This window comes from Tatumella ptyseos (genome assembly GCF_030552895.1).
Classification (GTDB): domain Bacteria; phylum Pseudomonadota; class Gammaproteobacteria; order Enterobacterales; family Enterobacteriaceae; genus Rosenbergiella; species Rosenbergiella ptyseos_A.
Genome location: NZ_CP130649.1, coordinates 2,562,664 through 2,581,550, shown reverse-complemented (window position 1 = coordinate 2,581,550; position 18,887 = coordinate 2,562,664). Strand labels below are relative to the sequence as shown.

The window sequence follows — 18,887 nt, the reverse complement described above, 5'->3', positions numbered from 1 at the left end:
TTATTCCTCAATTCTGTGGATTAAAATACTGACTGGAAGCGTTCCAGTTCAACTTGCACCGATTTGATTTGAGTATAGTGTTCTAAGGTCACTAGACCATTCTCACGGCCAACGCCTGAGTGTTTGTAACCGCCAACAGGCATTTCTGCTGCTGACTCACCCCAAGTATTAATCCAGCAAATCCCGGCTTCCAGTTGGTGAATAATGCGGTGAGCACGATTCAATTCTTGGGTAACAACCCCTGCAGCGAGGCCGAAATTCGTGTCATTGGCGCGACGAACCACTTCTGCTTCGTCGTTGTAGCTTAGGATGGACATTACCGGTCCGAAAATCTCTTCTTGCACGATTTCCATATCATCCCGGCAATCGGTAAAGACTGTCGGCTCGACCCAGGCACCATTATCGAAAGCTTCGCCTGTCATACGCTTACCGCCTGCCAGAAGCGTTGCTCCGCCTTTGATACCTGATTCGATAAAACGCATCACGTTATCGCGGTGAGCAAAGCTGACGAGAGGACCGAAGTTGGTTTCTGCGTCATTAAGGTCGCCAGCGCGGATATTTTTCACTCGGGCTAAGATTTTTTGTTCAAACTCAGCTTTATGCTGTGCCGGAATAAACACACGGGTACCGTTGGTACATACTTGGCCTGAACTGTAGAAGTTGGCCATCATGGCGATATCGGCAGCCAGGTCGAGGTCGGCATCGTCACAGATAATCAGCGGTGATTTACCACCTAGTTCCATGGTGACGTCTTTTAACGTTGATCCTGCTGCATTTGCCATGACTTTACGACCGCTGACCACACCACCGGTGAAGGAGACTTTATCAATACCTGGGTGTTCAGTCAGGGCTTGTCCGGTTTCAGCACCAAGGCCCGGTAATACGTTGAAGACACCGTTTGGCACGCCAGCTTCAGTGTAGATTTCTGCCAGTTTTAGCGCGGTAAGTGGTGTCACTTCGCTGGGTTTGAAAATCATCGCATTACCTGCGGCGAGCGCCGGCGCGGATTTCCATAGTGCGATTTGAATTGGATAGTTCCATGCCCCAATTCCTGCAACGACGCCTAGCGGTTCGCGACGTGTATAGACGAAGGAGGTATCACGCAGGGGAATTTGTTGACCTTCGATGGCCGGGATTAAGCCTGCGTAATATTCCAAGACATCGGCACCTGTGACGATATCCACTGCGGAAGTCTCACTAAAAGGTTTACCTGTATCGAGGGTTTCCAGCGCGGCCAGTTCATCGTTACGTTCACGTAAAATGTCGACAGCCTTACGTAAAATACGAGAGCGTTCCATTGCCGTCATAGCAGCCCAAATTTTTTGGCCTTTCTGCGCAGCCGCTACCGCGTTATCAACATCGGCTTTACCTGCGGCGTGGACATTGGCTAACACTTGACCATTTGCAGGGTTAACCGTCTCAAACGTGGAACCGCTCTGTGCAGGGACGTAGGCACCATCGATATACAGTAACTGTTCAGCGAATTGGGACATCGTTGTTCTCCGTCGTTAAGATTGAGTATTCGCCAATTGTTGGCGAATAAATTGTCGAGTAATAGTTTTAATCATTTGCGGATCGAAAGGGTCTCCGCTGAGCGCCGCACGTAACCAAAGTCCATCAATGAGTGCGGCTAACCCATATCCCGCAACACGCGCGGAGGCTTTATCTAATTCTTTATGGAACTCAGCCGTGAGCGTCGAAAATAACCGGCGGCTGCTAATCTTTTGCAATCGGTGTAACCCAGGTTGGTGCAGGCTGCTGGCCCAAAAATCTAACCAAGCTTTCGCAACGGCAGGATGAACCTGTGTTTCATCGAAGTTCGCATCGACGATAGCGCTCAGCCGCTCTTCCGCCGAGGCGCCCGCTAGCGTTTTCAACCTTCCCAAAATGGCTAGTTGTAGTTTAGACGTAATATCGCGCATCGTGGCTTCAAGTAGCCCATTTTTATCACCGAAGTAGTGACTGATGATGCCTGTTGAGACGCCCGCCCGTTTAGCAATCTGTGAAATGGTGGCGTAATGCAGTCCCACTTCGTTAATGGTTGCAAGGGTGGCATCAATCAATTGTCGCTGCCGAATGGGTTGCATACCTACTTTAGGCATCACCGTTACTCCTGAATTATCAAATCCCCTTTATTAAAACTTTTTTTGATTGATTGTTCAATATAAAAAAATAAATTGTTATGCTGGGGGAGATAAAGAAGGAGTGGGCCTTTCAAAAATACTAATCGATGCAATACTTAATCGGTTAAGCATCGGCCTGATGATTTTACTTACCCTTGGAAAGAGGATTGAGGTAAAGAATGACAACACCACCTGCTACCGGAAATAATAAAATTAATCCGGTTGTTTTTTATACTTCAGCCGGACTGATTTTATTATTTGCGCTGACCACTATTCTCTATAGTGACCTCTCCGCGGCTTGGATTTTGAAAACCGTGAACTGGGTATCGGCCACTTTTGGCTGGTATTACATGCTAGCGGCTGTGATCTACATGGTCTTTGTTGTGTATATCGCTGCCTCTCGTTATGGGTCAATTAAACTTGGTCCTGAACAATCGAAACCTGAATTTAGTCTCTCGAGTTGGGCAGCGATGCTCTTTGCAGCCGGAATCGGCATCGACTTGATGTTCTTCTCGGTGGCTGAGCCTGTGACACAATACATGCAACCACCGCAAGGTGCGGGGGAGACTATTGAAGCTGCGCGTCAATCAATGGTCTGGACGCTGTTCCACTATGGTATTACTGGTTGGTCGATGTATGCCTTAATGGGGATTGCATTAGGGTACTTTAGCTATCGCTATAATTTACCCCTCACCATCCGTTCTGCGTTATATCCGATTTTTGGTAAGCGGGTGAATGGTGCGATTGGCCACACCGTTGATATTGCAGCGGTTATCGGGACCATTTTTGGTATCGCCACCACGCTTGGCATTGGGGTGGTACAGTTAAACTATGGTTTGAGCGTCCTCTTCCATATCCCTGACAGCTTGGCCGCTAAAGCCGCATTGATCGTGCTATCGGTTGTCATTGCAACCATCTCTGTAACGTCAGGGGTGGATAAAGGTATTCGATTGCTGTCCGAGCTTAATGTATTGCTCGCGTTAGGATTGATTATTTTTGTCTTGTGTGTCGGTGATACCAGTTTCCTACTTAACGCTATTGTGCTGAATATTGGTGACTACGTTAACCGCTTTATGGGGATGGCACTTGATACCTTTGCCTTCGACCGTCCGACACAATGGATGAATAACTGGACGCTGTTTTTCTGGGCATGGTGGGTGGCTTGGTCACCGTTTGTGGGGCTGTTCTTAGCGCGTATCAGCCGTGGACGGACAATTCGTGAGTTCGTATTGGGTACGTTAATCATTCCATTTACCTTTACTTTGTTATGGTTATCGGTATTTGGTAATGCCTCCCTCTATGAAATCATTCATGGTGACCATGCCTTCGCTCAAGAGGTGCTTGCTCACCCAGAGCGTGGTTTTTATAGCCTATTAGCGCACTATCCAGGATTTACTTTCAGTGCCTCAGTGGCGACCATTACCGGGTTACTGTTTTATGTTACCTCTGCGGATTCAGGTTCATTAGTATTGGGTAACTTCACCACTCGCTTAAAGGATATCAACTCAGATTCTCCTAATTGGGTGCGTATTTTCTGGTCAGTCACCATTGGTGTATTAACCTTAGGGATGTTGATGGCTAATGGTATTTCTGCTCTACAGAATACCACGGTGATCATGGGGCTACCTTTTAGCTTCGTTATATTCTTCGTGATGGCCGGATTATTTAAATCCTTACGGGTTGAAGATTTCCGCCGCGCCAGTGCGAGTAGGGATACCGCGCCGTATCTAGCGAATGCGAACGATCGTCTCTCTTGGAAGAAACGTCTAACCCGTCTGATGACCTATCCAGGCAGTCGTTATACTGAGCAGATGATGGATACGATCTGTTATCCGGCGATGCAAGATGTTGCGAAAGAGCTTGAGGTGAGAGGAGCAAATGTTGAACTGCAACGTTTACCTCCTGAAGAAGAAGGTGGCTTGGGCCATCTATCACTAATGGTGAACCTTGGAGAAGAACAGAACTTCTTATACGAAATTTGGCCACAGAAATATGCGATACCGGGCTTCACTTACCGTGCGCGAAGCGGTAAATCAACCTACTATCGTTTAGAAACTTTCTTGGTCGAAGGTAGCCAAGGTAATGATTTGATTGGCTATAGTAAAGAGCAGGTGATTATCGATATGCTGGATCAGTATGAGAGACACCTTAACTTTATCCACCTTCATCGTGAAGCACCGGGGAATCATATTAACTTCCCGAATTTGTAACGCTATCATTTGGGCTGGAGTCTCTCCAGCCCTATATTGTTCTGTACCGTGTCAGCACCATCGTAATCACTCTTTGGAATACTGCTATGCACAAAATTGTTAATACCTTTCTGCCTCTCTATTTTGCCACGCTTCTTTTACTGCTGGGTTCCGGCTTATTGACCACTTGGGTCTCGTTACGCTTGAGTTTGCAACACGTTTCAGGTGCGATGATTGGTGCCATCACAGCGGCTAACTATATCGGGTTAGTGATTGGCGGCAAAGTTGGCCATAACCTCATAGCGAGAGTCGGTCATATCCGAGCATACGTTGCTTGTGCCGGTATTATTACTGCCTCGGTTATCGGCCATGGGATGACCGATTGGGTACCGGTTTGGATCGCCTTACGCTTTATCATCGGTTTAGCGATGATGTGCCAATACATGGTGTTGGAGAGTTGGTTAAACGATCAAGCTGAACCTCAGCAACGTGGTGTGATTTTCGGTCTATATATGGTTGCCACCTATTTAGGACTCTCTGCAGGGCAGGTGATATTAACGTTACACTTTAGTAATCAACTCATTCCTTTATTGATTGTTGGCCTTTGCTTCTCACTCTGCTTGGTCCCGATTGCTTTGACGACGCGTACTAAGGTTCAACCTATGTCTCCCGCACCGTTGGAGCTGGGCTATTTTTTTAAAAATATTCCTCGGATATTAGTGATTACCTTAGTAACAGGGATGATCATCGGCGCTTTTTATGGGATGGCGCCAGTCTATGCCAGCACTTTATCGTTTGATACGTCACAGGTCGGTCTATTTATGGCCTTAACGATTTTTGCCGGATTGGTCACCCAGTTTCCGCTGAGTTGGCTCTCTGACCGTTATGAACGACAAAGGCTGTTATTAGCGACCTCATCGCTTTATGTCTTAGCATCGTTACCGCTGGTTTTTCTCGTACACATCTCTTTTATTGTACTCATGTCGATCGCTTTTATCGCCAGTATGGTGCAGTTCGCTCTTTATCCATTGGCGGTGGCCATTGCCAATGACCGAATCACCCCAGAGCGCCGTGTATCGTTAACCGCTTGTCTATTAATGTCTTACGGGATTGGTGCCAGTATTGGCCCCCTCGTTACCGGGGCGTTAATGGAGTCCTTTGGGGGAAATATGCTCTATCTATTTTTTGTCGTCTGCGGCGGAACAATTTTCGCACTTAGCTGGAAAACTCTCCCCGTGCCTAAGCGTCTACAAGAAGAGGCCGTTGCGCACGTGCCGCTTACCGATGGCCTGGTGAGCTCGCCATTAACTGCTGCGTTAAATCCAGTCATTGATGAGGCGGATATTATTAATACGATGGTGAATACCAGCGAAGATGAACCTGTCGAGTCGAATCCTAACCCGGCCAAGCCATCGTAATTAGTTATTCTTTTTTAGAGAATAACTTTGTTTTAATTATTCATTTTTATTAGACATTAAAAACACGTAATGTTGTTGTCATTGTTAATTCATTCGTCATTCATTCGTTATGAGGTTGCTATGTCACATCCCCATTCTCGTAATCCGGCCACTGGCCAGCTGATCAAAGAGTATCCATTCATTAATCAAAATGAGTGCGAGGCAATTGTCCGCCGTACTGCAGAAGCACAGAAAGCTTGGCGTGAGGTTTCGTTAGAGGATCGTCGTAAGGTCCTGTTACAGCTTGCTGCGGCACTGCGGGAGCGTAATGAAGAGTTAGCAGCAATGGCTACGCGTGAAATGGGTAAACCTATCACCCAATCTCGTGCCGAAGTGAACAAATGCGCGCAAGTCTGTGAATGGTATGCCGAGCACGGCCCGGCAGTTTTAGCTCCCCAGCCAACGCAAGTGGAGAATAAAAAAGCCTGGCAGGAATTCCGGCCTCTGGGGACAATCCTTGCCGTCATGCCGTGGAATTTCCCGTACTGGCAGATTCTTCGTGGTGCAGCGGGGATGTTACTCGCTGGGAATACTTATTTGCTGAAACATGCCCCAAACGTCATGGGCTGTGCCTATTTAATGAAGGATATTTTCGATAAACTCGATGCCCCTGCAGGAATTTTCGATATCGTAAATGTGGATAATGATGGCGTTTCTGCATTAATTGCCGATTCACGCGTTGCAGCGGTTGCTGTAACCGGAAGCGTGCGTGCAGGCTCAGCGATTGCGGCGCAAGCGGGTGCGGCCTTGAAGAAAACCGTCCTAGAATTAGGCGGTTCTGACCCGTTTATTGTGTTAGCCGATGCCGATCTTGATGAAGCGGTAAAAGCGGCGGTGATTGGTCGTTACCAAAATACCGGGCAAGTCTGTATGGCGGCGAAGCGCTTTATTATTGAAGAGAGCATAGCTCAACAATTTGAGCAAAAATTTACTCAAGCAGTTGCTGATTTATCAATGGGTGATCCAACGCTCGATGCCACCTATTTAGGGCCAATGGCGCGTTACGACCTGCGTGACGAGTTACACCATCAAGTCGAGAAAACACTAGCTGAAGGCGCTCGTTTAGTCTGTGGTGGCGAGAAAGTAGAGGGCGATGGTAACTATTATGCGCCGACTATTTTAGCGGAGGTGACTGAAACCATGACGGCTTTCCGTGAAGAAGTATTTGGTCCGGTAGCGACGTTAACGGTAGCGCGCGATGCAGAGCATGCCTTGGAACTCGCGAATAATAGTGAGTTTGGTTTAGCGGCAACGGTATGGACGGCAGACGATACGCTGGCCGATAAGATTACTCGTCAATTAGAGACTGGAGCCGTCTTTGTTAATGGCTATGGTGCTTCGGACCCAAGAGTCACGATTGGCGGAGTGAAGAAAAGCGGCTATGGGCGTGAGCTGAACCATTTTGGTTTACATGAGTTCTGTAATATTCAAACCGTGTGGGTAGACCGCCGTTGATTTAAAAGCAGAACCGCTAAGTTAATAGCGGTTCTGCTTTGCGCATTATGACGCAATCACCCCTTCCTGGCATAAGCACTGGCGTAGCGCAGTAAACGCTGCAAAAAGTGTCGGCTCATCGACACAGGCATAGCCAAGTAAAAGCCCTCTCTCCTGTTGTGGCGTAAGATAATATTGCGATAACGCTCGAACCACTACTCCCTTATGTAATGCGCGACTGGCGATAGCTACGTCATCACAGCCATCAGGTAACGATAAGACGAGATGCAGACCGGCATCATGACTATATCGTGGTAAAAAATTGTCACCTAAGTAGCGAGAGATCAATCCTAGCAGAAACTGTCGGCGCTGATGATAGAGTAGCCGCATACGACGTATATGCGCGGCAAAGTGTCCTTCTCGAATAAATTCAGCAATGGCACGCTGCTTAATTAAGTGACCGCCACGGTATAGTTCTGCCGCGGCGGTTCGTAGTGGGTGGCTTAAACTTTTCGGAACCACCAGATAGCCCATTCGTAACGCGGGGTAAAGGGTTTTACTGAAGGTTCCCATATAGAGTACAGGTGCATTATCTTCAAGCCCTTGCAGCGCAGGGTGAGGTGGGTTCGAGAAACGGAATTCACTGTCGTAATCATCCTCAATTATCCAAAAACGCTGACGACGGGCCATCTCCAGTAATTGTTGTCGTCTCGATAATGACATTAACCCGCCAAGGGGATATTGGTGTGAGGGCGTGACAAAAACCATTTTTGGCGTGGGCGCATTACGCGTATCAGGGATCAACCCCTCTGCATCAACGGGTAGAGCATGCAGTTGTAGGCCATTGCATCTTAGGATATTCCGGGTACCCCAGTAGCCAGGATCTTCAACCCAAACTGGATCGTTAACATCCGCGAGAACTCTAGAAATAAGATCAACCGTTTGATGAATCCCCTCAGTAATGATGATCTGGTCTGCTTCGGCTTTTACCGATCGCGTCACTCGCAAATATTCACTCAATGCTTGGCGAAGATGGGGGCAGCCTCCACCATTACTATAAATAAGCTGGTCGATTTGTGGCGCTTTTTGCAGTCGGTTCTCAATCTTACGCAATAGTGAGTGAGGGAAGGCGGTAACGTCCGGCGCACCCGGTACGAAAGCGCCCCATTGGTAGGGTGAAGCATTCGCGTAACCGAGAAGTTCTGAACCGCGAGTAGAAAGACTATGAGCGGGTAGCGCTCGCTGATTTTCTAATGAGTCGGGTTGCACCGGTTCAGGCGAGAATTCCGGTAGCATTTTTGCCACCCAGGTTCCACTGCCCGTTCGGGCGGTAACATAGCCTTCAGCCAACAGTGATTCGTAAGCATTAAGCACGGTATTTCTTGAGACATTGAGCTCTTTGGCGAGATCTCGGCTGGCAGGTAACCGCGTTTCCGGCGGAAAAATACCTTCCGTGATGGCTAGTTGCAACACCTGTAGAAGACGCTGGTGCAATCTTCCATTGGGTATTTTTTGTAACCTTGCCAGTAAGTGATCGGCGTATAGGGATCGCAATTGGTACCTTCTTTTTAATAGCAAATGGCTCTCGCTATCGATCTGTATCAAGGATAAATAATTAAGTCTACTAATTTGAAGGCGAGTGGAAGGAACAGATGAGCGGAATTAATGAAAGTCTCAATCAACGTAAAGCGCAGGCTTTGCCCCGTGGTAGTGCAGTTATGTGCGAATGGTACGTTGATAGTGCAGAGAATGCCACAATTTGGAGCACCGACGGCCGCGAGTTTATCGACTTCGCTGGCGGTATCGCTGTATTAAATACTGGGCATCGACATCCTAAAATTACGCAGGCCGTCACGGAACAACTTCAGAAATTTACGCATACTGCGTTTCAGATCGTTCCTTACGAGAGTTATATCACTTTAGCCGAACGTATCAATCAGCGTGTTCCTGTAGAGGGTCCCGCAAAAACGGCGTTCTTCTCAACGGGTGCAGAGGCCTTAGAAAACGCAGTGAAAATTGCGCGAAGTGCAACCGGGCGTCATGGGGTGATCACTTTTACAGGTTCTTTCCATGGCCGGACAATGATGACGATGGCAATGACTGGGAAGGTTGCACCTTACAAACAAGATTTTGGTCCTATGGTGCCCTCTGTGTTCCATGCACGCTTCCCTGACGGGAAAAAAGTGAGCACTGAGCAAGCACTTGAAAGTTTGCACGATATTTTTAGCTGCGACATCGCGCCTCATAACGTTGCCGCGCTGGTTATCGAGCCAATCCAAGGTGAGGGCGGCTTTCGCGTCGTGCCGCAAGCGTTTATGCAAGCGTTACGTGATATCGCAGACCAACACGGTATTTTGTTGATAGCCGATGAAGTGCAAAGCGGTTTTGCGCGAACTGGCAAGCTTTTTGCAATGGAACATTTCACCGCTAAAGCTGACATCATCACCATGGCGAAGAGTTTAGCAGGGGGATATCCCCTTTCAGCGGTGAGCGGTCGCGCGGAGATCATGGATGCACCTAATCCCGGTGGATTGGGCGGAACCTATGCAGGAAACCCTTTAGCGATCGCTGCGGCCATTACGGTACTTGAGATCATCGAAGAAGAAGATCTCTGCGCAAAAGCAAACAATTTGGGCAATGAACTGGTCGACACTCTGACTCAATTATCCCAGCACTGTTCGGCGATTGAGCAAGTCAGAGGGTTAGGCTCGATGATTGCGGTAGAACTTAAGGATGCACACACAGCCAAGGCTATTCAGGACACCGCGATGTCACAAGGCTTACTGTTGTTAACCTGTGGTCAGAAAGGGAATGTGATACGTTTTCTCTATCCGTTGACTATCCCAACTGATCAATTCCGCAAAGGCGTTAAGATCTTAAGCGAAGCGTTAACGCAGCATGCCACTTAATTCACCGGGCACTCGACAGGGTAGCCTTGAACATTAGACAGTATGCAACGGGATAGTTTACGGCTATCCCGTTTCGGGGAATAAGTATGAATGAATTACCAGCTAGTAGCGACACCCTCTCTCAAGGACTCAAGTCCCGTCACATTCGTATGCTATCCATCGGCGGTGTTATCGGTGCTGGATTATTTGTAGGTTCTGGACATGCCATTGCGGCGGCAGGACCAGCCGTACTTTTCGCTTATATAGTGGCTGGCGCCTTAGTCGTTTTTATTATGCGCATGTTGGCAGAAATGGCGGTGAACACTCCTGATTCAGGATCGTTCTCAACCTATGCTTCACAAGCTCTAGGACGTTGGGCAGGTTTTACTATAGGTTGGCTTTATTGGTGGTTCTGGGTATTGGTTATCCCTCTTGAAGCTAATGCCGCCGCCACCATTCTTAATGCTTGGATCCCAAGCGTCGCAATTTGGCAATTCACCTTATTTATTACTTTGATCCTTACTGTCACCAATCTATTCAGCGTTAAAAACTACGGTGAATTCGAGTTCTGGTTAGCATTAATTAAAGTCTGTGCCATCGTGGCTTTCCTTGTTTTAGGCGCAGCGGCTATCTTTGGTCTGTTACCGAATAGTCAAGTCAGTGGTGTAAGTCATCTTTATGATCGTGGTGGCTTTATGCCTCATGGAATTGGTGCGGTACTCTCGGCGATACTGACTACTATGTTCTCTTTTATGGGCACGGAAATTGTCACCATTGCCGCGGCAGAGTCACGTAACCCAGGTAAAGAGATCTCTCGTGCTACAAACTCGGTGATTTGGCGTATAGCATTATTCTATCTGTTGTCGATATTCTTCATCGTCGCGCTAGTACCGTGGAACTCACCAGACTTAGCGGCTAAAGGGTCATATCAAACCGTTCTAGAGATGATGGGTATCCCTCATGCACGTTTAATTGTTGATGTGATCGTTTTAACGGCGGTGTGTAGCTGTCTTAACTCGGCGCTTTATACTTCTTCACGGATGTTGTTCTCATTGGCTAAGCGTAAAGATGCGCCGGCGGCGATTGCGAAAACTAATGCTAAAGGTACCCCTTATATGGCAGTTATCTTTTCAACGGCCGTAGCCTTCCTCGCTGTTATTGCTAACTACCTTGCCCCTGCGGCGGTATTCGATTTCTTACTGGCAAGTTCTGGTGCGATAGCTTTATTGGTCTATCTCGTCATCGCTTTTTCACAGCTAGTTATGCGTAAGCGCTGTGAGCAAAAAGGCAAAGTATTGGACTACAAAATGTGGCTCTTCCCTGGTTTGACCTATGCCATAATTGCTGTGATCATCGGTATTCTCGGTAGCATGTTGTTTATCCCAGGCCATCAATCGGAAGTTATCTCAACGGGTATCTTAACGCTGGTGGTGGTGGCTGCGGGCTGTATTGTCCATCGCCGTCAAACGCGTAAGATGTCGTCGTCGGTACTTGCACGTAATAATTAGTCCTGAGACTGTTGATAAATAAGAGCACGCAGGTCGTGCTCTTTTTTTTATGTGGAAGTTAAGGGGGGCAAGGTCACCGACGATATCTTAAGTTTCCTCTCGTCGAGCACGAACTTTCAGCAATAACTGATCGTGAAATTCTTAACTAATGCTATGATATAAGCCTTAACCATCACGTCCGTTGTTGTACGGTTTTCAGGTCATCAGGAGTCAGTATGTTTAATTCATTATCTTCCACTGCTAAGGCATTAGTAGTGGGGCTAACCGTTTCATTTTTAACTGTGAGTTGTGCTGATCATCATGATGCGGACGACAGTGACACTACCGTTAATCAGCCCGCTACCGTACCTGAAGTACAACAACCCGCAGTAGAGCAACCTGCTCCAGCAACCCCGAGCGAACCGGAAGCAAAAAAATTCAATGATCCTTTAGAATTAGCGAGCTTCACGGGAGATTTTAAACAATATCAAGCGGGTGACACGGTTCCAGCTATGTACCGTACTGCACAGTACAGCATCAGTAAATGGCAGTTACGCAAACTCCCCGCGCCGAGTGCTGGCAGCCACTGGACTTACTTCGGCGGTAGCTATGTGTTAATCACCGACGCGGAAGGTAAAATCCTTCGTATGTTCTCAGGCGAGATTATTTACCGCTAAGGTAACGAGGGGCATCTATGGTGATGTCCCTTATCTAACTTCCCTTCCCAACTCCCATCATCTATCCCCCTTTTTTCAGCTTTCTTTCGCTGAAATATAAGATTACTACACTAAGTAGCCAATGATATCGCTGATATAAGGGGCGCTTATCATGTCATTATGCTAATGATACGGATGCCGACAGTGACAAGTTCCAGTGTGCTGAAAGGGGCTAGTTTATTGTTACATTTAGTTTTTTGTGAAGTGCTAGGCGCTTTTTCGGCAAGTAAAAGATGCTATAAAGGGAAAACAAAATTATAAGGTTTTCCCACCGTATCGCATGTAGCGGTGGGGGTATTTTTCTTTTACTGGCTAGGATAGAACTATGTTTGGTTGGACATCAACGCAGCGTAATGTTGCGACGGCAAGTTTTCTCAGTTGGATGCTCGATGCATTCGACTTTTTTATTTTAGTATTTGTATTGAGTGATCTAGCAGGATATTTCAACACCTCAGTCACTGATATTTCAGTCGCTATTATGTTAACCCTAGCCGTTCGTCCTATTGGCGCACTGATTTTTGGTCGATTAGCAGAGAAATATGGCCGACGTCCTATCTTGATGTTCAATGTAGCGCTATTTTCAGTGTTTGAGTTGTTATCCGCTTGGTCTCCTACCTTCACCATTTTCCTCGCACTACGTGTCGTGTATGGGGTAGCAATGGGTGGAATTTGGGGCGTCGCCTCATCATTGGCGATGGAGACTATTCCTGATCGTTCACGCGGACTCATGTCAGGGATCTTTCAAGCGGGATATCCTTGCGGCTACTTACTAGCCTCAATTATCTTCGGCCTGTTTTATGAGCATGTCGGTTGGCGAGGTATGTTTTTGATTGGGGCCTTACCCGTACTTTTACTGCCATTTATCTATTTCAAAGTTCCAGAATCGCCCGTTTGGCTTGCCTCGAAAGCACGCAAAGAGAGCCATGCACTATTGCCGATTATCAAAAGTAATCTTCGGGTATGTGGCTATTTAGTTTTACTCATGGCTTGCTTCAATTTCTTCAGTCACGGCACCCAAGATCTTTATCCAACCTTCTTAAAGGTTCAGCACCAATTCGATGCCCATACAGTGAGTATTATTGCGATTTGCTACAATATTGCCGCGATGTTGGGAGGGGTGTTTTTCGGGGTGTTGTCAGAAAAAATTGGCCGTAAAAAAGCGATTATGATTGCCGCATTTCTTGCCTTACCGGTTTTACCGTTATGGGCCTTCGCGAGTGGCTCGATCATGATTGGTATCGGGGCGTTTCTGATGCAATTTATGGTACAAGGTGCGTGGGGGGTAATCCCGAGCTGGCTAACTGAACTGGTTCCCGCTAATGCTCGTGCGGTACTTCCAGGCTTTGTTTACCAGTTAGGTAATTTAATAGCCTCGGTCAACGCCACACTACAGTCGAAGATTGCAGCAGTGAATGGTGGGAATTATGGGGTAGGGATGGCCATTGTTGCCGGAACCGTTGCGGTACTTATTTTCATTTTAGCAGCATTCGGACGTGAAACCCGAGGAATGAAAATTTCTGGCGCAGAAGAAGTAAAGCGCCAGTAAACTTATTGGCAGACGTCAATCCATTTGGCGTCTGTTAATTCTGCCATCCGTTGTGGAGAAAGACGGACAGCACTGTGTATGGCTCCAGCTGCCGGGAGTACTTCTTCGAAATCTTCTAAGCTACGATCACAGTATATCTGTAAAGGATTTTCTAAGCCAAAGGGGCAGACACCGCCAACAGGATGACCAGTAGCAATGATGACTTCGTCAACCGTCAACATGCGGGCCTTTGCGCCAAACGTCTCTTTTAACTTTTTGTTATCTAATCGAGCATCACCACGCATTACGATTAATACGATATTATTTTTTATCTTAAGTGATAAGGTCTTAGCGATTTGCCCTGGTGCAACACCATGCGCACGAGCCGCCATATCAACGGTCGCGGTACTTTCGTTCATCTCAATCACTTCAATGTCGGGGGCATGCTCCGCAAAAAACTCTCGAACGGATTGCAGGCTCATCAGTTATCTCCCTTATCATGCAGATGCCTAACTTCATTATTAGGTGACAAAGTATAAACGAATTTCGTTAAATGTATCGAAGAAATAAAGCGGGTGACTGAAGGGTTAATGTCAGAAGAGAAGTCTGTCTTGCACCTATCGAAAAGAGACTCCTCTTCGCTTGCGCAAAGAGAAGTCTAAAGAAACTAGCGTTTGTTTCTTCCCCAAATGCTGCGGTATACACGGAACTTGCCGGTTTGCGCTAATACTTCGAAATGTCCAAAAGCCTCTTCTAAGACCTGTGGGTAAGGTAAAAAGGCATTGGCGACAATCCGTAGTTCGCCACCACTGTTCAAGTGATTTGTTGCGCCACGAATTAGCGCATGGGCCGCGTCTAAACTGGTTTGTAAGCCTTCATGGAATGGCGGGTTAGACAAGATCATATCAAAACGGCCTTGTACTTCAGAGAATACATTACTGGCGAAGACTTCCCCTTCGATATCGTTAGCCGCTAAGGTAGCTTGGCTCGCCGCAACGGCTGCAGCATTAACATCGGTCAACCATAAACGCACCTTAGGTGAATGCTGCTTCAAACTTGCTGCCAGCACGCCCGCGCCACAGCCCATATCGAGCACTTTTCCTTTAGTATGAGGCGTCAATGTTGAAAGTAACAGTGCACTACCATTATCCAACCCATCACGGCTAAAGACGCCTGGCAGCGTTTTGATGGTGAGTTGATCGAGCTGATAAGCATCGTAGTAACTATCGAGGTCGAATGTGGCTTGCTGGTCAAGGCGGCCATGGTAAAGGCCACAACGTCGCGCGCTATCGATCTTCTCAAGCGCACCAAACGGCTCAATGATATTTTCTGCGCTACGAACACCGCTGCGGTTCTCACCCACTACAAAAAGATCACTTCCAACGGGTAATAAAGCGAGTAAGTTGGCAAGCTGGAAAGCGGCTTCAGGCTTGTTTTTAGGCCAATAATAAACGAGGGTATCGCAGCCTGCTACGTGTTCAGCCGTCGCATAAAGTCCATATTGCGCGCGTTCACCTAATGGCTGACTTAGCGCTTGCCAGTGGTGAAATTGCTGTGTAAAAACACGGGTAGAGGCCGTGGTTAAGTGTGCTGGCAACATATCCTGCAGGTCACCCGCAAAAATAATATGGCGATGTTCGAACTCTTCCTCGTGGCGCAACAAGACTTCGCTGGCCGGCATATAAGCAGACATGGTAACTCCTCTTTCATAAGTGGGGCGATTATAGAGGTTTATTGGCGTGGGTTCGATGGTTTTGCTAGCATAGCAGCGTAAGCATTTGTTGAGTGGATGAAAATGACTGAGAGACGAGACTGGTTATTAGCAGAAATGGGGATCGACCAGTACCGTTTACGGCGGCCCGAGGTCTTACATGGCGAGGTTGCGCTGGCTATTAAACCGACGACCCGATTAGTGATTGTCGGGTTACAGCGTGATGAGATCCACCATCCTTTTATTAATGATGTATTGCGTAGTGTCGCGATTGAAACGGCTTACGTGCTGTTTATCGGGATAGAGCAGGTCTCTTTGCTTCCTCAGACATTATCCTGTTTACTCTGGTTTGTGGGCCATGAACCGCAACGTCGTTATGCTGACCAGCAACTTCACTCTCCGTCCTTTACTACCTTAGTTAATACCGCTGAGGCCAAACGCACTTTATGGCAGCAATTTTGTGACTATGACGATAATCTCTGAGCTTCTTCCCGACGATTGGCAGCCTGCTTTCGCTATCGAAACGCAATGCCACTCACACCCTTGGAGTGCGGCAACCTTCCAAGCAAATCAAGGTGAGCGTTTCCTCAATCTACGTGCTGATTACGAAGGCGAACTTGCCGGTTTCGCAATTTGCCAAGTTGTCCTCGATGAAGCCTCATTATTTAATGTGGCGGTTGCACCTGCCTTCCAACGTCGCGGCATCGCACGCCAACTTATCACCGCATTAAGCGATAAACTGGTGGAACGCGATGTGATGATGCTATGGCTCGAAGTTCGCGCCTCAAACCTAGCTGCTATTGGCCTGTATGAGTCTCTAGACTTTAATGAAGTATCAAGACGGCCTAACTATTATCCCAGCGCTACCGGGCGTGAGGATGCGCTGATCATGGCGTTGACCCTGTAATCAACTTTCTGAGGCACTATGCTGATAAAACAATTCGACTGCATCCTTTTTGATGCTGATGAGACACTGTTTGAATTTGATGCCTACAAAGGGCTAAACAAGATGTTTGCGCAGCACGGTGTTACCTTCAGTCCTGAAGATTACCAGCAATATCAGTCACTGAATAAGCCGTTATGGACTGCCTACCAACAACATGAAATTGATGCGGAACAACTTAAGACCCGTCGCTTCGATTCGTGGGCAAAACGGTTGAATATTCCAGCAACTACGCTGAATCAGCAGTTTTTAACCTCAATGGCGGATATTTGCCAGCCTCTTCCCGGGGCTAAAGCGTTATTAGACGCCATTGCTCCCCACGTGCGTATTGGTATCATTACCAATGGTTTTACAGATTTACTGCATGCTCGTTTAGCCAGTACCGGTTTTGGTGATTATTTCCAAGTCCTGACTATTTCAGAGCAATTTGGCCTGGCTAAGCCAGCCCCTGAAATTTTCCAGCATACCTTAGCACAACTGGATGGGTGCCAGCCTGCGCGCACACTCATGGTCGGCGATACCCCAGAGTCGGATATCGCGGGGGGGATTAATGCTGGAATGAAAACCTGCTGGTTAGATCATGGTGATAAAACTCTTCCAGAAACCATTAAGCCTGACTGGCAAGTGCCTAGCCTTAGCGCATTACAGGCATTACTAGTGTAGGGCAGGGTTACGAGTGCTTTTTCTCCTCGTCACGCTTTGGGGGGATAGGGCGATGTGCAGTCAGTAAATAGGGTGACTGTTGCCAATGCGTCCGTTGATCCTGTAATAGCGTCCTTGCCAAAATAATACCAATCGCAAGTGACAATAAGAGCATTAGGCGAAGTAAGTTTGTGGTGTTATCCACATGGCGAGCTTCGCTGGCTAAGGTATGAGTATCTAACGTTAACCTTAAGTAGCCTTGCGGGCCGTCACGGGTTTGGAGAGGTACGACGATTTGACGGGTAGAATAACTGCCTGCGCGGTCGCCGGTTAAGCCTAACCTATCGCGGACACTCATCGATTGACCGCTGTGGGCTAACGGAGAGCCATCGACATCATAGAGCGAGACATCGATCACCCGAGGTTGTTGCGCCAAATGGTGAAGTATCCCGTTAACAGCGGGGAGATCAATCTCAGTTTGAGTGAAATAGGGCAGCAAACTATAGGCGACTTGATTTGCTAAGCCCTGAGATAGCTCTGCAGCTTGTGACGTTTCGACTTTCTGTCGACTCGAACTAAACCAGGATGCCCCCTGCATCAATATCACCATTAAGGCCAAGCAAGCTAAAACAATTACCGTTCTATGAAGTTGAATTTTAATTTTTGGCTTCTGCATGTGAATAGCTTCTCATTTTTTTTCATAAATCATCGGCTCAGATGAGGGTTTATGTTGCCATGGCTGGGCCGATCGGGGTAGCCTTTTGCCGGGTTTTAATGTTTGTTCAGGAGCACCAATGCCAAACCGATTAAGTTGGTCAGATTTACCTACGGATGTTACAGCATGGCCAGGATTGCCGCTTTCGTTGAATGGGGATGAAGTCATGCCCCTCGATTACCGTGCAGGCCGTAGCGGCTGGTTACTCTTTGGTCGCTCTCTGGATAAACAGTGTCTGACCGATTTCCAGCAGCAGCTAGACGGCGCTTTAGTGCTAGTCAGCGCATGGCGCGTAGGCGACTATACCGTACTCAGGTTAGCGGGGTCACTTACCTCTGAAGCCCGCAAGTTGGCTTATCAATTTGAGCTAGACGTTGCGGCCCTTGGCCAACTTCCCGAATTACAGCAGCCTGGCCTGCTGGTGATGGATATGGATTCTACGGCAATTGAGATTGAGTGTATTGATGAAATCGCAGCGTTAGCCGGTTGTGGTGAGCAAGTGGCGGAAGTCACGGAAAAAGCGATGCGTGGTGAGCTTGATTTTCAACAGAGCTTACGGGAGCGCGTGGCTCAGCTGGCCGGGGCTGATGAGACTATTTTACAACAAGTCTTGGACCGCTTACCCCTAATGCCCGGCCTTGAATTAATGGTGGACACCTTACAGCAACGAGGATGGCAGGTTGCTATTGCCTCGGGTGGTTTTACTTTCTTCGCTGATCATTTACAACAAAAATTAAAATTGAGTGCCGTGGCGGCAAATCAGCTGGAGATTGTTAACGGTAAACTGACGGGTCAAGTCTTGGGTGACATTGTTGATGCGAAATACAAAGCCACGTTCCTTGAGAAGTTAGCGGCCAGCTATGAGCTCCCTCGGTCTCAAACGGTGGCGATTGGCGATGGCGCTAATGATCTAGTGATGATTCAAGCCGCGGGGTTAGGTATTGCCTACCATGCGAAGCCGAAAGTGAATGAGAAGAGTGAAGTTGCGATCCGTTTTGCTGACTTGACGGGAGTCTTATGTATTCTGACGGGTAGCCTGAACCACGAGTCGCGTTAA

Annotated in this window: 16 protein-coding genes and 1 pseudogene; 11 read left to right on the top strand and 6 right to left on the bottom strand. The window is 47.7% G+C overall.

The features are described from left to right. Positions 1 to 20 precede the first annotated feature (20 nt). Both betB and betI read right to left on the bottom strand, forming a co-directional pair. Entirely contained in the window at positions 21 to 1,493 is a 1,473-nt protein-coding gene (gene betB / locus QJR74_RS12255; RefSeq protein WP_304372110.1) for a betaine-aldehyde dehydrogenase, read from the bottom strand. A 15-nt stretch (positions 1,494 to 1,508) separates the two neighbouring features. After that, positions 1,509 to 2,102 carry a transcriptional regulator BetI gene (gene betI / locus QJR74_RS12250; protein ID WP_304374041.1) on the bottom strand — a complete coding sequence of 198 codons (594 nt, stop codon included), beginning with the start codon at positions 2,100 to 2,102 and terminating at the stop codon, positions 1,509 to 1,511. Between the two features lie 200 nt (positions 2,103 to 2,302). On the opposite strand from betI, the gene QJR74_RS12245 reads away from it, so the two are divergent. From QJR74_RS12245 to QJR74_RS12235, 3 genes are all read left to right on the top strand, one after another. Then, a complete protein-coding gene (locus QJR74_RS12245) occupies positions 2,303 to 4,333 on the top strand; it encodes a choline transporter (protein WP_250332418.1) in 2,031 nt (676 codons plus the stop codon). A gap of 86 nt (positions 4,334 to 4,419) precedes the next feature. Continuing rightward, entirely contained in the window at positions 4,420 to 5,730 is a 1,311-nt protein-coding gene (locus QJR74_RS12240) for an MFS transporter (RefSeq protein ID WP_304372109.1), read from the top strand. 120 nt (positions 5,731 to 5,850) lie between these two features. Then, positions 5,851 to 7,224, top strand: a complete 1,374-nt coding sequence (locus QJR74_RS12235; protein WP_304372108.1) for an aldehyde dehydrogenase family protein — start codon at positions 5,851 to 5,853, stop codon at positions 7,222 to 7,224. Positions 7,225 to 7,269: 45 nt separating this feature from the next. Here QJR74_RS12235 and pdxR read toward each other — a convergent pair whose 3' ends face one another. Beyond that, on the bottom strand, positions 7,270 to 8,757 hold the full coding sequence (gene pdxR, locus QJR74_RS12230) for a MocR-like pyridoxine biosynthesis transcription factor PdxR (protein ID WP_304372107.1): 1,488 nt from the start codon (positions 8,755 to 8,757) through the stop codon (positions 7,270 to 7,272). Between the two features lie 98 nt (positions 8,758 to 8,855). Here pdxR and gabT point away from each other — a divergent pair, with 98 nt between their 5' ends. From gabT to QJR74_RS12210, 4 genes and pseudogenes are all read left to right on the top strand, one after another. Next, positions 8,856 to 10,112 carry a 4-aminobutyrate--2-oxoglutarate transaminase gene (gene gabT / locus QJR74_RS12225; protein ID WP_304372106.1) on the top strand — a complete coding sequence of 419 codons (1,257 nt, stop codon included), beginning with the start codon at positions 8,856 to 8,858 and terminating at the stop codon, positions 10,110 to 10,112. A gap of 86 nt (positions 10,113 to 10,198) precedes the next feature. Next, positions 10,199 to 11,599, top strand: coding sequence for a GABA permease (gabP, locus tag QJR74_RS12220; RefSeq protein WP_304372105.1), 1,401 nt, complete (start codon positions 10,199 to 10,201; stop codon positions 11,597 to 11,599). Positions 11,600 to 12,033: 434 nt separating this feature from the next. After that, positions 12,034 to 12,255, top strand: a pseudogene (locus QJR74_RS12215) (RcnB family protein); the annotation flags it as partial. A 364-nt stretch (positions 12,256 to 12,619) separates the two neighbouring features. Beyond that, positions 12,620 to 13,840, top strand: a complete 1,221-nt coding sequence (locus tag QJR74_RS12210; RefSeq protein ID WP_304372104.1) for an MFS transporter — start codon at positions 12,620 to 12,622, stop codon at positions 13,838 to 13,840. 2 nt (positions 13,841 to 13,842) lie between these two features. On the opposite strand, the gene QJR74_RS12205 is transcribed toward QJR74_RS12210, so the two are convergent. Both QJR74_RS12205 and rsmC read right to left on the bottom strand, forming a co-directional pair. Further along, entirely contained in the window at positions 13,843 to 14,301 is a 459-nt protein-coding gene (locus QJR74_RS12205) for a YbaK/EbsC family protein (protein ID WP_304372103.1), read from the bottom strand. A gap of 185 nt (positions 14,302 to 14,486) precedes the next feature. Then, positions 14,487 to 15,512 (bottom strand): 16S rRNA (guanine(1207)-N(2))-methyltransferase RsmC, encoded by a 1,026-nt coding sequence (gene rsmC / locus QJR74_RS12200; RefSeq protein ID WP_304372102.1) that lies wholly within the window; start codon positions 15,510 to 15,512, stop codon positions 14,487 to 14,489. Positions 15,513 to 15,614: 102 nt separating this feature from the next. On the opposite strand from rsmC, the gene QJR74_RS12195 reads away from it, so the two are divergent. From QJR74_RS12195 to yjjG, 3 genes are read left to right on the top strand one after another with little or no spacing between them, the layout of a single operon-like run. Beyond that, positions 15,615 to 16,013 carry a DNA polymerase III subunit psi gene (locus QJR74_RS12195; RefSeq protein ID WP_304372101.1) on the top strand — a complete coding sequence of 133 codons (399 nt, stop codon included), beginning with the start codon at positions 15,615 to 15,617 and terminating at the stop codon, positions 16,011 to 16,013. Then, positions 15,997 to 16,437 carry a ribosomal protein S18-alanine N-acetyltransferase gene (rimI, locus tag QJR74_RS12190; protein ID WP_304372100.1) on the top strand — a complete coding sequence of 147 codons (441 nt, stop codon included), beginning with the start codon at positions 15,997 to 15,999 and terminating at the stop codon, positions 16,435 to 16,437. Before QJR74_RS12195 ends, rimI begins: the two co-directional genes overlap by 17 nt. 18 nt (positions 16,438 to 16,455) lie before the next feature. Continuing rightward, a complete protein-coding gene (gene yjjG / locus QJR74_RS12185; RefSeq protein ID WP_304372099.1) occupies positions 16,456 to 17,136 on the top strand; it encodes a pyrimidine 5'-nucleotidase in 681 nt (226 codons plus the stop codon). A 7-nt stretch (positions 17,137 to 17,143) separates the two neighbouring features. Here the strand turns inward: yjjG and QJR74_RS12180 are convergent, their stop codons facing one another. After that, the gene (locus tag QJR74_RS12180; RefSeq protein WP_304372098.1) at positions 17,144 to 17,791 is read right to left on the bottom strand and encodes a YtjB family periplasmic protein; all 648 of its coding nucleotides are present in this window, start codon (positions 17,789 to 17,791) and stop codon (positions 17,144 to 17,146) included. 118 nt (positions 17,792 to 17,909) lie between these two features. Between QJR74_RS12180 and serB the strand changes: the two genes are divergently transcribed. Next, positions 17,910 to 18,887 carry a phosphoserine phosphatase gene (gene serB, locus QJR74_RS12175; RefSeq protein WP_304372097.1) on the top strand — a complete coding sequence of 326 codons (978 nt, stop codon included), beginning with the start codon at positions 17,910 to 17,912 and terminating at the stop codon, positions 18,885 to 18,887.

Bases quoted from the DNA above. Each gene is read 5' to 3' on its own strand.
- betB (WP_304372110.1), bottom strand. From the start codon at position 1,493: ATGTCCCAATTCGCTGAACAGTTACTGTATATCGATGGTGCCTACGTC.
- betI (WP_304374041.1), bottom strand. From the start codon at position 2,102: ATGCCTAAAGTAGGTATGCAACCCATTCGGCAGCGACAATTGATTGAT.
- QJR74_RS12245 (WP_250332418.1), top strand. From the start codon at position 2,303: ATGACAACACCACCTGCTACCGGAAATAATAAAATTAATCCGGTTGTT.
- QJR74_RS12240 (WP_304372109.1), top strand. From the start codon at position 4,420: ATGCACAAAATTGTTAATACCTTTCTGCCTCTCTATTTTGCCACGCTT.
- QJR74_RS12235 (WP_304372108.1), top strand. From the start codon at position 5,851: ATGTCACATCCCCATTCTCGTAATCCGGCCACTGGCCAGCTGATCAAA.
- gabT (WP_304372106.1), top strand. From the start codon at position 8,856: ATGAGCGGAATTAATGAAAGTCTCAATCAACGTAAAGCGCAGGCTTTG.
- gabP (WP_304372105.1), top strand. From the start codon at position 10,199: ATGAATGAATTACCAGCTAGTAGCGACACCCTCTCTCAAGGACTCAAG.
- QJR74_RS12210 (WP_304372104.1), top strand. From the start codon at position 12,620: ATGTTTGGTTGGACATCAACGCAGCGTAATGTTGCGACGGCAAGTTTT.
- QJR74_RS12205 (WP_304372103.1), bottom strand. From the start codon at position 14,301: ATGAGCCTGCAATCCGTTCGAGAGTTTTTTGCGGAGCATGCCCCCGAC.
- rsmC (WP_304372102.1), bottom strand. From the start codon at position 15,512: ATGTCTGCTTATATGCCGGCCAGCGAAGTCTTGTTGCGCCACGAGGAA.
- QJR74_RS12195 (WP_304372101.1), top strand. From the start codon at position 15,615: ATGACTGAGAGACGAGACTGGTTATTAGCAGAAATGGGGATCGACCAG.
- rimI (WP_304372100.1), top strand. From the start codon at position 15,997: ATGACGATAATCTCTGAGCTTCTTCCCGACGATTGGCAGCCTGCTTTC.
- yjjG (WP_304372099.1), top strand. From the start codon at position 16,456: ATGCTGATAAAACAATTCGACTGCATCCTTTTTGATGCTGATGAGACA.
- QJR74_RS12180 (WP_304372098.1), bottom strand. From the start codon at position 17,791: ATGCAGAAGCCAAAAATTAAAATTCAACTTCATAGAACGGTAATTGTT.
- serB (WP_304372097.1), top strand. From the start codon at position 17,910: ATGCCAAACCGATTAAGTTGGTCAGATTTACCTACGGATGTTACAGCA.